12 protein-coding genes are annotated in these 13,217 nt (G+C 72.7%); 5 read left to right on the forward strand and 7 right to left on the reverse strand.

The window, feature by feature from the left end:
* The first annotated feature begins 39 nt into the window (after positions 1-39).
* Positions 40-1,869 (forward strand): amidase family protein, encoded by a 1,830-nt coding sequence (locus FM119_RS03125; protein ID WP_087136237.1) that lies wholly within the window; start codon positions 40-42, stop codon positions 1,867-1,869.
* 104 nt (positions 1,870-1,973) lie between these two features.
* On the opposite strand, the gene FM119_RS03130 is transcribed toward FM119_RS03125, so the two are convergent.
* Genes FM119_RS03130 through FM119_RS03145 form a run of 3 tightly spaced genes read right to left on the reverse strand, consistent with a single transcriptional unit; the run spans position 1,974 to position 4,870 of the window.
* Complete coding sequence (locus FM119_RS03130) at positions 1,974-2,378, reverse strand: RidA family protein (RefSeq protein WP_087136238.1); 405 nt, start codon at positions 2,376-2,378, stop codon at positions 1,974-1,976.
* 57 nt (positions 2,379-2,435) lie between these two features.
* Entirely contained in the window at positions 2,436-4,196 is a 1,761-nt protein-coding gene (locus FM119_RS13995; RefSeq protein ID WP_218778714.1) for a 3-hydroxyacyl-CoA dehydrogenase NAD-binding domain-containing protein, read from the reverse strand.
* Positions 4,193-4,870 (reverse strand): TetR/AcrR family transcriptional regulator, encoded by a 678-nt coding sequence (locus tag FM119_RS03145; protein ID WP_179205179.1) that lies wholly within the window; start codon positions 4,868-4,870, stop codon positions 4,193-4,195. The genes FM119_RS13995 and FM119_RS03145 overlap by 4 nt, the downstream gene beginning before the upstream one ends.
* A 93-nt stretch (positions 4,871-4,963) precedes the next feature.
* Here FM119_RS03145 and FM119_RS03150 point away from each other — a divergent pair, with 93 nt between their 5' ends.
* Positions 4,964-5,836, forward strand: coding sequence for a 3-hydroxyacyl-CoA dehydrogenase family protein (locus FM119_RS03150; RefSeq protein WP_087136240.1), 873 nt, complete (start codon positions 4,964-4,966; stop codon positions 5,834-5,836).
* Here FM119_RS03150 and FM119_RS03155 read toward each other — a convergent pair.
* Positions 5,824-6,723, reverse strand: a complete 900-nt coding sequence (locus FM119_RS03155; RefSeq protein WP_087136241.1) for an alpha/beta fold hydrolase — start codon at positions 6,721-6,723, stop codon at positions 5,824-5,826. The genes FM119_RS03150 and FM119_RS03155 overlap by 13 nt on opposite strands.
* 50 nt (positions 6,724-6,773) lie before the next feature.
* On the opposite strand from FM119_RS03155, the gene FM119_RS03160 reads away from it, so the two are divergent.
* Positions 6,774-7,172 (forward strand): MerR family transcriptional regulator, encoded by a 399-nt coding sequence (locus tag FM119_RS03160; RefSeq protein WP_087136242.1) that lies wholly within the window; start codon positions 6,774-6,776, stop codon positions 7,170-7,172.
* A gap of 100 nt (positions 7,173-7,272) precedes the next feature.
* On the opposite strand, the gene FM119_RS03165 is transcribed toward FM119_RS03160, so the two are convergent.
* The gene (locus tag FM119_RS03165) at positions 7,273-8,595 is read right to left on the reverse strand and encodes a glutamate-1-semialdehyde 2,1-aminomutase (RefSeq protein WP_087136243.1); all 1,323 of its coding nucleotides are present in this window, start codon (positions 8,593-8,595) and stop codon (positions 7,273-7,275) included.
* Between the two features lie 89 nt (positions 8,596-8,684).
* On the reverse strand, positions 8,685-9,659 hold the full coding sequence (gene hemB / locus FM119_RS03170; RefSeq protein WP_087136244.1) for a porphobilinogen synthase: 975 nt from the start codon (positions 9,657-9,659) through the stop codon (positions 8,685-8,687).
* 309 nt (positions 9,660-9,968) lie between these two features.
* On the opposite strand from hemB, the gene FM119_RS03175 reads away from it, so the two are divergent.
* The gene (locus FM119_RS03175; RefSeq protein ID WP_087136245.1) at positions 9,969-11,513 is read left to right on the forward strand and encodes an MDR family MFS transporter; all 1,545 of its coding nucleotides are present in this window, start codon (positions 9,969-9,971) and stop codon (positions 11,511-11,513) included.
* 76 nt (positions 11,514-11,589) lie between these two features.
* Here the strand turns inward: FM119_RS03175 and FM119_RS03180 are convergent, their stop codons facing one another.
* Positions 11,590-12,417, reverse strand: a complete 828-nt coding sequence (locus tag FM119_RS03180) for an aldo/keto reductase (protein WP_087136246.1) — start codon at positions 12,415-12,417, stop codon at positions 11,590-11,592.
* Between the two features lie 180 nt (positions 12,418-12,597).
* Between FM119_RS03180 and FM119_RS03185 the strand changes: the two genes are divergently transcribed.
* On the forward strand, positions 12,598-13,155 hold the full coding sequence (locus FM119_RS03185; protein ID WP_245827239.1) for a histidine phosphatase family protein: 558 nt from the start codon (positions 12,598-12,600) through the stop codon (positions 13,153-13,155).
* The last annotated feature ends 62 nt before the right edge of the window (positions 13,156-13,217 follow it).

Consider the following 13,217-nt stretch of genomic DNA (forward strand, 5'->3'; position numbering starts at 1 on the left):
CCCGTCGCCAGCCACCCGCAGAGGAAGACACCCCCCACGATGACCAGAACGCGCAGACGAGCCCTCGCGACGACCGCCGCACTCGGCACCGTCGTCGCCCTGGCCGTGCAGGCCCCGGCCGCCGCGGCCCCCGCCGACACCGCCACCGCCACGCCGATGCTCGCCCCCTACTACACCGAGCTCGACCTGACCGGTGACGGCGCGGTCGACGAGGCCGACCTCGACGTCGCCGCCGAGGCGCTCGGCGCCACCAGCGGCGACGCCGGATGGGACGGGGTCGCCGTCATCGACCAGGACGGCGACGGCACCATCACGGTCGGCGACCTCGCCGGGCTGTCCCAGCGCGTCATCTACGACGACGGGCCGTTCGAGCTCGTCGAGGCCGGCGTGGTCGACATGCAGGCCGCGATGAACGCGGGCGTCACCACCTCGGTCGAGATCACGCAGGACTACATCGACCGCATCGCCGCGTACGACACCGAGATCGTCGACACCTCGGCCGGCGGCCGCGCACTCAACTCGATCATCACCGTCGGCGAGGACAGCGCCCTCGCCGCCGCGGCCGCCGCGGACACGGAGCGCGAGACCTCGGGGATGACGAGCATGCTGCTCGGCGTGCCCGTCGCGGTCAAGGACAACTACGACACCGAGGACATGGTCACCACCGGCGGCTGCGGCTGCTGGGACGACAACCAGACTGACAGCGACGCGGCCATGGTCGCCGGGCTGCGCGACGCCGGCGCGGTGATCCTCGCCAAGGCCAGCCTCGACGAGTTCGCCTACGGTTTCGCCTCGGAGTTCTCCGCGGGCCAGCCCGCCGGGTCCTCGACGCTCGTCGCCAGCCCCTACGTCACCTCGCGGACCGCGGGCGGGTCCAGCGGCGGCACGGGTGCGGCGATCGCGGCGAACCTCGCCGGGGTCGGCTTCGGCACCGACACGGGCGGCTCCATCCGCATCCCGTCCTCGTACAACCAGCTCGTCGGCATCCGCCCCACCGTCGGCCTGACCAGCCGCGACGGCATCATCCCGCTCGCGCTCAGCCAGGACACCGGCGGCCCGATGGCCAGGAGCGTCACCGACGCGGCCGTGTCCCTCGACGCCGTCATCGGCGTGGACGCGGCGGACGCCGCCACCGCGGCGCAGCAGGGCAAGACCCCCGAGTCGTACACGGCCGCGCTCGACGAGGACGCCCTCGACGGCGCCCGGATCGGCTACTTCCCGAGCATGGTCGGCAGCAACGCCACGACCACGCGCCTGTTCGCCGAGGCGAAGACCGCCCTGGAGGCCCAGGGCGCCACGGTCGTCGAGCTGACCGAGCCGGAGGGCTTCTCCGCCGTGATGGCCGAGCCGTCCGGGTCGACCAACGAGTTCACGCACGACCTGAACGAGTACATCGACACCCACCTGGCCCCCGGGGTCGCCGCCCGCTCGCTCAGCGACATCATCGCGAGCGGCCGCGTCGTTCCCTCACGCGTCCCCACCTACCAGACGCGCAACGCCGTCACCGAGGAGACCTACCAGGCGTGGGCGGGCGAGAACGGCACCCACACGAGGCAGCTCGCGGCGGGCAAGACGCTGCTCACCCAGGTGCTCGAGGACAACGACCTCGACACCATCGTCTACCCCTCGGGCACGCCGTACGGCACCCAGGGGCTGAACATGCGCCTCAGCCCCAACACCGGGCTGCCGGCCGTGACCGTCCCGATGGGCCAGGCGAGTGCCGCCGACGCGACCGTGACCGGCGCGGGCGTGAACCTGGAGTTCCTCGGGCGGGCGTTCGACGAGTCCACCCTCATCGGGCTGGGCTACTCCTTCGAGCAGGCGACGCAGGCGAGGACGACCCCCGCTCTGTACGGTCCGCTCGGCTAGAGCCGCCGCGAACGACGACGCCGCCCCGTGCAGCACGGGGCGGCGTCGTCGTTCGCGTGGGCGGCCCCGCGACCGGGGGGAGCCCCGGGGCCACCTCGGGAGGGTCAGTCCCGCAGCGCCGCCACGGCCTCGATCTCGACGAGCTGGTCGTCGTAGCCGAGGACGGTCACACCGAGCAGCGTGCTCGGGGCGTCGTGGTCGCCGAAGGCGTCCCTGACGACCTCCCACGCCGCCACCAGGTCCGCCTGGCGGGAGCTGGCCACCAACACGCGGGTGCTGATCACGTCCTCCAGCACCGCGCCCGCGGCGGCCAGGGCCGTCCGCATCGTCTCGACGCAGACGGCGGCCTGCCCGGCGTAGTCGCCGACCGCGGCCGTGCTGCCGTCCGGCCGGAGCGGGCACGCCCCGGCGAGGAAGACGAGACGGGCGTCGGCCGGCGCGGTCGCCGCGTAGGCGTACTCGGCGGTCGCGCTGAGGTCGGTGGATCGGATGAGGGTGACAGCGGTCATGGCGGCCCTTCTGGTCGTTGTTCGTCCCGATCGTGTCACGGATCCTCCGCGGTGAGCTCAGTTCTCCCTGAGCAGTGCGAGCCCCGTCGCCGAGCCGTCGAGCACGGCGACCGTGCGCTCCCGGCCCGTCGCCAGCTCGACCTCCCGGATCGCCCCGGACAGGTCGGAGACGTAGGCGCGGTGCGCCGCGGTGTCCAGCGCCAGGCCGATGGCCTCGTGGTAGCCGCGTGACAGCACGACCGGCCGCGCCCCCCGCTCGCCCTCGGCGGGGATCGGCGCCCGGTTCAGGGAGTTCCCGTCCGGCCCGGCTCCCCTGTCGGTCCAGTAGAGCATTCCCGCCTCCCCGTCGATCACGAGGTCGATGGGCTCGGGGAGCCCCTCCCACAGCGTCTCGACGGAGGCCGGGTCGATCACGGCGTCGCCGGTCATGGCCAGCGGTGCACGGCGGATGCGCCCCTGCCCGGCCTTCGCGCCGCCCTTCTGGGTCCAGTACAGCTGACCGGCCGCGGGGTCGACGGCGATGCCGACGCACCACTCCTCGACCTCGCTCGGGCCGGTGCCGGTGGTGTCGAGCAGGCGTGTCAGCCCGCTGCCGTCCGCCTCGCAGCGGTACAGGCCCCTTCCCTCGCGGTCGGACCAGTAGAGCCGACCGGTGCCCGCGTCGCGCGCCAGCTGCTTGCCCGTCGTGAAACTGCCGCGGGAGACGAGCACTCCCGGTTCGCCGCCGCCCAGGCCGATCCACTGCAGTGAGCCGTTGCGCCGGGTGAAGGCGGGCTCACCGCCTCCCACGGGTTCGGCGTCCGGCTCCCCCATCAGGGTGAAGACGATGCGGCCGCCGTCCTCGTCGACGACCAGGCCGTCGGGCGCCTCGCCGAGGCCGCTGACGAGCTCGCGCACGCCGCCGTCGGCGGTGTCGATGCGGACGACGCAGCCGCGGGCGATGTCCAGGCCGTACAGCACGGGCGTGGCGGACTGCGCGTGCACGGCCTCACGGACCGCCGTCGTGATCCGGTCGCGACGGGCGGCGCGGGCGGCATAGCTGTCCGCCGTGCCGTAGCGGGCCTCCACGTCGTCGGCCACTGCGGCCAGCGCCGCGGGGTCGCGGGAGGGCCGCTGCAGTTCGATGTCGTCGAGCGCGGCGCCGACGTGCTCCATCAGGTGCCGGATCCCGCCGGGGCCGCCGCCGAGGTGGGAGGCCTCGAATACCCCGATCGAGGCCCAGCGCAGGCCGAGCGACTCCCGGACGATCGTGTCGAAGGCCCCGGCGTCGACGATGCCCTGCTGCACCAGCCACTGCGCCTCGTCGAGCACGGCCTTCTGCACCCTGTTGCCCACGAAGCCGGGGATCTCGGCGTTCAGCGCGACCGGCACCCGCCCGAGCGAACGGTAGATCCGTTCGACCCTGTCCACGACGGCCGGGTCGGTGAGCGGGCCCGGCACGATCTCGACGAGCGGCATGACGCGGGGAGGGTTGTACGGGTGCCCGACGACGATCTGCGCGGCGCGCGGGTTGCCCTCGGCGAGCAGCGAGGGCAGCAGCGAGGACGTGGACGAGGCGATGATCGCACCGTCGCCCGCCGACGCGGCGATCGCGGCGAGGAGCTCGCGCTTGACGTCCAGGCGCTCGGGCCCGTTCTCCTGGACGAGGTCCGCGCCGCGCACGGCGTCTTCGAGTGTCTCGACCCTGGCGTCCGCGAGGCCGTGCGGCAGGGGGCTGTCCGCGGGATCGTAGATGGCCACGTCCCAGCCGGCCTCGCGGAACAGCTCCGCCCAGGACAGGCCGATGACGCCGGCTCCGATGATGGCTGCGCGCATCATGACTCCTTCGATGGTGTGTGTCGGGACGGCGATGCGTCCGACGGCGGGGCGGCGCGGACGGCGCCGTCGATGAGGACGCCGCGGAAGGCGGCGATGAGGGTGTCGCGGCGCAACCGTTCGGCGTCGCGGACGAGCGGCCCCTGCAGCACCGCGCCGACGTGGGCGGCGATGACGATGCGGGTGGCCTCCTCGGCGTCCGGGTGCAGCGTCGCGCCCGTCCGCTCCGCGGCGGCGGCGATCAGCGGCGTCATCCGCTCGCGGAACGCCTCTGCGTGGGCCCGCATGGTCTCGGCGAGCACGGGATCGGTCGTCGCCTTGAGTGCGAACATGGCGCGGAGCGCGTACCACTGCCGGTCGGCCGGGATCGCGTGCAGGAGCTCGTCGGCGACCTCGGGCACGCTCGTCGACGTGGGCGAGCCGAGCTCGGCCCCGATGCCGTCGAGCAGGTCCCTCGTCTTCGACTCGTACAGCGCGAAGAAGACGTCCTCGACGGAGCGGAAGTTGGAGTAGAACGCGCCCCGGGTGAAGCCGGCCTCGCGGCAGATCTCGTCGATGGGGACGGCCGTGGTCCCCGCGTCGAGGAACAATCGGCCGGCGGCGTCGAGCAGGGCCGCCCGCGTCCTCGCCCTGGCGCGGAGCGGTGCCGCCTCGCGGTCGTTCGTTTGCTCGCTCACGGTGCCCCCTCGACGGGATTCGGATGCATAATGAATTCGATACAAATTGTATCGCTTCGTGCAGCGGGTTCAACCCGCAGGAGGAAGGACGCCATGCAGTACACAGTCCCGGCCACCGCGGCCGACCGGCCCATCGTCGTCGTCGGAGCCGGCACACTCGGCCGCCGGATCGCCGCCGTCTTCGCCGCGGGCGGGTCGGACGTGCGCATCGCCGACCTGCAGCAGCCGCAGCGCGACGACGCGCTCGCCTACGTGGCCGAGACGACGCCCCAGCTGCGCGAACGCCTGGGGGACGCCGCGCCCGCGGCCGCCGGCCGGGTCACCGCGACCGCCGACGTCGTCGACGCCCTGCCCGGCGCCTGGCTCATCGTCGAGGCCGTCCCGGAACGCCTGGACATCAAGCGCCCGCTGTTCGGTACCCTCGACCGCGAGGCCGACGAGGACGCCCTGCTGGCGACCAACTCGTCGTCCTACGCCTCCCGCCTCGTCATCGACGAGGTCGACCACCCGGAGCGGGTCTTCAACATGCACTTCGCCATGCCGCCGGCCTCGATGGCGGTCGAGCTGATGAGCGACGGCTCCACCAGCGAGGGCCTGCTCGACGCGGTCGCCGCGGAGCTGCGCCGCTTCGGCCTGCTGCCGTTCATCGCCCACGCCGAGAGCACGGGCTTCATCTTCAACCGCATCTGGGCGGCCATCAAGCGCGAGTCGCTCGAGGTCGTCGCCAGCGGCGTGAGCACCCCCGAGGACGTGGACGCCATCATGCGGGCGAACATGGGTATCGCGGCGGGGCCGTTCGCCCTGATGGACCAGGTCGGGCTGGACATCGTGCTCGACATCGAGGAGCACTACGCGGCCGAGAACCCCGCCCTGCCGGCCGGCCCGCGCGAGCTGCTGCACCGCTACGTCGACGCGGGCAAGCTCGGTCGCAAGACCGGCGAGGGCTTCTACCGTTACGAGAGCTGAGGCCCGCGGGCGGGCGCGCTCGCGTCCGCCCCTCCCCACCCCCGGTCCACCCACGCGCGCACGGCCGCCGACACGGCGGAGGGCGCCTCCCAGGGGGACAGGTGCCCGACACCGTCCAGGACGACGACCTCCGGGCGCCGCGGCAGCAGCGACTGGAGTTCGTACGCCTGCCCGAGCGGGATCCAGGGGTCGTCCCGCCCCCAGCCGATGCGTGTCGGGCACCGCACACGACCGAGGCTCTCGGCCACCGGCCGGGTGTCGTCGGGGGAGAGCGAGGCGATCTGCGCGTAGAACGCCCGCTGACCGGCTCCGCCCAGCCAGGGAGCCGCGAGCGTGTCCGCATCCGCGGCCGGCAGGCCACCCGGAACGGCGCCCGCGATGTACTCGCGCAGGAGTGCCCGGTGCAGGGCCGAGGGCAGCCGCGTGAACACGTCCGCGTGCTCCGCGACGAGCCGGAAGAACGGCGACCCCCACGGGTCGAGGGTGACGACGTCCCACAGGAACAGGTCCGCGTAGTCGACGCCGCCGAGCAGGTGCGCCCCCAGCGCCACGGCGCCCCCGATGTCGTGGGCGACCACGTGCGGACTCCGCAGGCCCCAGGTCTGCAGCAGCGCGGCCAGCCGGGCGGACTGCACCGGCAGCGCGGTCGCAACGCCCGGCCCCGTGTCCGACTCGCCGTAGCCCGGCATGTCCCAGAGGAAGACCCGGTGATCGTGTGAGAGCTCGCGCGCCACGTCCGCCCACACCGCCGAGGACCACGGCGTCCCGTGGCAGAGCACGACGTCGCCGACCGCCGAACACGCCGGCTCCATCACCCAGGTGGCGATGGCGACCCCGTCGATTCGGATCCGTCGTGGCTCGGCGCTCAGCGCCCCGTGTGTCAGCATGGGGCCACGCTAAAACTTCAGGTCGACCTGAAGTCAAGGGAGCGAGACACATGAGAATCGGCGAAGCGGCTCGACGGGTGGGCGTCGACGCCCATGTGCTGCGGCACTGGCACGACACGGGCGTCGTCGTCGCCGATCGCTCCGCCGCGGGTCATCGCCTCTATACCGACGAGCACATCGTCCGCCTGACGACGGTGCTCGCCTGCCAGGAGGTCGGCCTGAGCCTGCCGGAGATCCGCACCGTGCTCCACCGCGGCGAGACGGGGCGCCGGGAGACGATCAATCGGCGACTGGCGCGGATCCGTGCACAGCGCGCGCGGCTCGACGAAGCGGAGAGCTTCCTCCAGCACGTCGTCGACTGCACACACGACCTGCTGACGCGCTGTCCCGACTGCACGCGATACGCCGGGACGGCGCCGGAGCAGACCATGCCGTTCCCCCGCCGGTGACGACCGGACGGCTCCTCGGCTGAGCGCGCTCCTGCGACGGCGGTGTTCACCTCTGGCGACCGCAGAGTTCGCCCTCTGAGGCCCGCGGGGATCGCCCGCGCTACGCCGTCGCGGTCGCGGCGGCACGCGCGGCCGCGGGCGCGGCCGCCAGGATCTGCTCGATCGCGGCGTCGTCGTGCGCGGCGGTGAGGAACCAGGCCTCGAACACGCTCGGCGGCAGGGCCACGCCCGCGTCGAGGAAGGCGTGGAAGAACGGGCCGTAGCGGAAGGCGTCCTGGTCCTGGACCTCGGCGTAGGTGCGAGGCGACTCCGCCCGGAACGCGATCGAGAACAGGTTGCCCGCCCACTGCACCGAGTGCGCGACGCCCTCGGCATCCAGCGCAGCCGACACGCCCTCGGCGACCCGGCGCGCGGCCGCGTCGATGTGCGCGTAGACCTCCGGCGTGGCCCGCTCCAGCGTGGCGATACCGGCGGCGACGGCGACCGGGTTCCCCGACAGCGTGCCTGCCTGGTAGACGGGGCCGAGCGGAGCCAGGTGGTCCATGATCTCGGCCCGGCCTCCGAGCGCCGCGATCGGCATCCCTCCGCCGATGACCTTGCCGAAGGTGAACAGGTCCGGCTGGTAGAGCCCGTCGCGCTCGACGGACAGCCCCCAGTAGCCGGCCGGGTGCACGCGGAAGCCGGTCAGCACCTCGTCGAGGATGACAAGCGCACCGTGTTCGTGCGCGATCTCGACCAGCGCCCGGTTGAAGCCCGGCTCCGGCTCGACGACGCCCATGTTCGCCGCCGCCGCCTCGACGATGACGGCGGCGATGTTGTCACCGTGCTCCGCGAAGACCGTGCGCACGGCACCGAGGTCGTTGTAGTCGATGACGAGCGTCTGCGCCGCGGTGGCGGCCGTCACACCGGCGGAGCCGGGAAGGGCCAGCGTGGCGATGCCGGAGCCGGCGGCGGCGAGCAGCCCGTCCGAGTGGCCGTGGTAGTGCCCGGCGAACTTGACCAGCAGCTCACGGCCGGTCGCCCCGCGCGCCAGCCGGATGGCGCTCATCGTCGCCTCCGTCCCGGTCGACACCAGGCGCAGCTTCTCGATCGGGTTCACGCCCGCGGCACTCACGCGCGAGCGGATCAGCTCGGCCAGCACCGTCTCGCTCGGCGTCGAGGCGCCGAAGCTCAGCCCGCGCGCGGCCGCCTCCTGCACCGCGGCGACGACGTGCGGCTCGGCGTGCCCGAGCAGCGCCGGACCCCACGAGGCGACGAGGTCGACATACACGTTGCCCTCCGCGTCGGTCACCCGCGGGCCGGAGGCGGACACGAGGAAGCGCGGCGTGCCGCCCACGGATCCGTAGGCGCGCACGGGCGAGTTCACCCCGCCGGGGATCGACGCGCGGGCGGCGGTGAAGAGGTCGTCGTTGCTTGTGGTCACGGTGGTGCTCCTCGTGCTCTGTCGGATGGGTTCGGGCGGGCAGCGGGCGGCCGTATGCCGGATGGGTCAGACGCCCGGCGCGGCCAGGCTCAGCGCAGCCGCGTGGCGACCTCGACGGCCGCATACGTCAGGATCGCGTCAGCCCCGGCACGCTTGATGCCGATCAGCGCCTCGTCGATGGCGCGCTCGCGGTCGATCCAGCCGTTCGCGGCGGCGGCCTCGATCATCGCGTACTCCCCCGACACCTGGTACGCCCACACCGGGAGCTCGCTCGCGGCGGACACGTCGGCGAGCACGTCGAGGTAGCTCATCGCCGGCTTCACCATGAGCACGTCGGCGCCCTCGGCGGCGTCCAGCGTCGCCTCGCGCAGCCCCTCGCGCCGGTTGCCCGGGTCCATCTGGTAGCTGCGCCTGTCGCCGGACAGCTGCGAGTCGACGGCGTCGCGGAACGGCCCGTAGAACGCCGAGGCGTACTTCGCCGAGTAGGCCAGGATCGACACGTCCTCGAAGCCGTGGCTGTCGAGCGCGTCGCGGATGACGCCGACCTGGCCGTCCATCATCCCGCTCGGCGCCACCATGTGCGCCCCCGCGCGCGCCTGGGCGACCGCCATGTCGTAGTACCTGGCCAGGCTCGCGTCGTTGTCGACCCTGCCGTGCTCGTCGAGGACGCCGCAGTGGCCGTGGTCGGTGAACTCGTCCAGGCACAGATCGGTCTGGATGACCAACGCGTCGCCGAGCTCCGCACGCAGCAGAGCGGTCGCGACGTTGAGGATGCCGTGCTCGTCGGTGGCCCCGGTGCCCTCCGCGTCGCGGACCGCGGGGACGCCGAACAGGTTGAGCCCGCCGATGCCGGCCTCCGCCGCCTCGACGGCCGCGCGCCGGAGCGAGTCGAGGTCGTGCTGGACGACGCCGGGCATCGAGGCGATCGGCAGCGGCCCGTCGATGCCCTCGCGCACGAACATCGGCAGGATCAGCTCGGCCGGGTGCAGCCGCGTCTCGGAGACGAGACGGCGCATGGCGGGGGTGGTGCGGAGACGGCGGGGACGGTCGACGGGGAAGCTCACCCGTCCAGCCTACGCTCCCCCTCCGGCGCCTCCTCGTCACCGAATCGTCGGAGGAATACGGAATACTGTCGGTGACCGACAGTTCTACCCAGAGCGCTCTGTGCCGTTCACGGCGGCGGCACCGAGCGCACGGGCCCCGTCCCGCCTCCCCGCGTCACTCTCGGTGACGCTCACCGCCGCCGCACTTTCCGTTTCCATCACCTGCCACGCACCCCGGACGGCCAGCAGCCGTCGCCTGGACGCACAGCGCAGCACAGCACAGCACAGCAACCGCACACCACCATGCAACCGAGAGGTCACCACCAACCGATGAGCCGCGACAGCACATCCACACCGCCCCGCCTGAGCGGGCTCGAGCGACGGGTCATCGGCCTGCTGCTCGTGGCCGCCTTCGTCGTCATCCTCAACGAGACGATCATGGGCGTCGCCCTGCCCATGATCATGGAGGAGCTGTCGATCACCGCGGCGACGGGGCAGTGGCTCTCGACGGCGTTCATGCTGACGATGGCCATCGTCGCGCCGACCACCGGCTACATCCTGCAGCGCTTCCGGCTGCGACCGGTGTTCATCACCGCGATGTCGCTGTTCACCACCGGAACGCTGATCGCGGGGCTGTCTTCGGCCTTCGCACCGCTGCTGCTCGGCCGCATCGTCCAGGCCAGCGGGACGGCGATCATGATGCCGCTGCTCATGACGACGATCCTCACCATCGTGCCGCCGGCCTCGCGAGGCCGCATCATGGGCGCCGTGTCCATCGTCATCTCCGTCGCGCCGGCCATCGGGCCGACCGTCTCCGGCTTCATCCTGCAGTCGCTGTCCTGGCAGTGGCTGTTCCTCAGCGTCCTTCCGGTCGCCGTCATCGCGCTCGTGCTCGGCCTCATCTGGCTGCGCAACATCACCGAGACCCGCCCCGGCCACCTCGACATCCCCTCGGTCGGCCTCAGCGTCCTCGCCTTCGGCGGCATCATCTTCGGGCTGAGCAGCTTCGGCGAGGCGGCGGGCGGCGAGCAGCTGCTGTCGCCGTGGATCCCGCTCGGCGCCGGCCTCGTCGCGCTCGCCCTGTTCATCTGGCGTCAGCTCGCGCTGGCGCCCTCCGGACGCGCACTGCTCGACCTGCGGGCCTTCGCCCGGCCGGTGTTCCGCCTCAACATCGCCGTCATCGTGATCGTCATGTTCGCGCTGTTCGGCAGCATCATCGTGCTGCCCATCTACCTGCAGACCGTCCTCGGCCTGAGCACGCTGCAGACCGGCCTCATGCTGCTCCCCGGCGGCATCGTCATGGGTGTCATGGCGCCGTTCGTCGGCCGCGCCTTCGACCGCATCGGCGCCAGGCCGCTCGTCATCCCCGGCTCGATCATCGCCGCGGCGGCGCTGTGGGGCCTGGCCTCCCTCACCGAGGCGAGCGACCCGCTGATGGTGATCGCCGTGCACGTTGTCCTCAACATCGGCCTGGCGCTGATGTTCACGCCGCTGATGACCTCCGCCCTCGGCTCGCTGCCGCACGAGCTGTACTCGCACGGCTCCGCGATCTTCGGCACCATCCAGCAGCTCGCCGCCGCCGCGGGCACGGCGATCTTCATCACGGTGATGTCGCTGGCCAGCGCGGGCGCCCTCGAGTCCGGTGCCGAGCCGCTCGCGGCGACGGAGAAGGGCATCCAGGCGGCGTTCCTCACCGGCGCCATCGTGGCCACGGTCACCGTGGTGGTCACGCTGTTCGTCCGCAAGAGCGTCCCCGAGGCCGCGGACGCGACCCCTGCCGAGGACGCCGACTCCGCGCTGACGGCGTCGGCCGCGACGCCCGCGACCGGGTCGATCCCCGTCGTCGAAGCGCCGGAGCGTGACGAGCGCGGCTGAGTCGAGCAGCAGGCGAACACACGACGGCCCGGCCCCGAGAGGGGGCCGGGCCGTCGTGTGTTCGCGGCCGAGCCGGTCAGGCGCGGTTCATCGTCGCCGGGTCCGGCCCGACCCGGCCGCCGGACTCGAGGGCGTCGATCCGCTCCAGGTCCTCACCGGGCAGCACCACGTCGACGGAGGCGAGGTTCTCGGCGATGCGCGACGGCGTCACCGACTTGGGGATGACGATCCTGCCGCTGGCCAGGTGCCAGGCGAGGATCGCCTGCGCGGGCGTGACACCGTTGCGCTCGGCGATCTCGACCACCACCGGGTCGCTGAGCGCACCCCCCTGGCCGAGGGGGCTCCACGCCTCCGTCGCGATGCCCAGCCGGATGTTCGCGCTCACCACCTCGCGCTGCTGCAGCGCGGGGTGCAGTTCGATCTGGTTGACCGCGGGGACCGTCCCGCCGAGGGCGACGACGGCGTCCAGGTGCTCGGGGAGGAAGTTCGAGACGCCGATCGCCCGTGCCCTGCCGTCGGCGAGTACGCCCTCGAGCGCCGTCCAGGTCTCCAGATACAGCCCCCGCTCCGGCGTGGGCCAGTGGATGAGGTACAGGTCGACGGCGTCGAGGCCGAGCAGCTCGAGGCTGCGGTCGACCGCCGCCGGGGCCGACGCGGAGCCCTGGTCCGAGTTCCAGAGCTTGGTGGTGACGAAGATCTCGTCCCTGGGGATCCCCGACGCCGCGATGGCACGGCCGACACCGCGCTCGTTGCCGTAGAGCGTCGCGGTGTCGATGCTGCGATACCCCGCCTCGAGCGCCGTCGAGACGACGCCCTCCGCCTCGGAGTCGTCGACCTTGTACACGCCGAAGCCGATCTGGGGGATGACGGCGCCGGTGTTGAGGGTGATCTGCGGGATAGTCATGTCCTCCATGATGCGCGCCCCCGGCCGCCGATGCACACGATGTCCCCCGGTGACGCCCCGCCGCGCGCCGACCGGAACCCCGCGGACGCCCCGTCTCGCCTCGACCCGTCGCTGCGTCACCCCGCCGCGCCGACGGGCACCCGGCGCTCACGCCGAGCCCCGGTGCGGCAGGATGGAGGGGTGACTCTGGGATTCGTACGACACGGCCAAACCGACTGGAACCTCGCGGGGCGGCTGCAGGGCTCCAGCGACATCCCCCTCAACGACACCGGGCGGCAGCAGGCCAGGGACGCCGTCGAGGTGCTGCGCGACCACGGTGACCGCTGGAGCGCCGTCGTCAGCTCGCCGCTGTCGCGCGCCCGCGAGACGGCGGAGATCATCGCGGACGGCCTCGGCCTCGAGCTCGGGCCGAGCTACCACGAGCTCATCGAGCGCGACTACGGCGAGGCCGAGGGCGTCGTCGAGGCCGAGGTGGAGCGCAGCTGGCCGGGTAAGAGCGCACCGTTCATCGAGCGGCTGGAGTCCGTCGTGGGCCGCGGTCTCTCCGGACTGGAACGCGTCGCGGCCGACTACCCCGACGCCGACGTGGTCGTCGTCTGCCACGGCACGATCATCCGCTACACCCTCGCCGAGATCGCCGGCCGCGAGCTGCCGCCGATCCGCAACGGAGCGGTCTCGACCGTCGAGCACGACGGTGCCGCCTGGGACGTCACGACCGTCAACGACCTGCCGCTGTAGAGCCTGAGCGGCACGGACCGCGAGTCCGCCGGCGCAGCGGACGTCGGGCACAGGCCGCCGCG

The sequence above is a fragment of the Mycetocola reblochoni REB411 genome, from assembly GCF_900163835.1.
Classification (GTDB): Bacteria; Actinomycetota; Actinomycetes; order Actinomycetales; family Microbacteriaceae; genus Mycetocola_B; species Mycetocola_B reblochoni.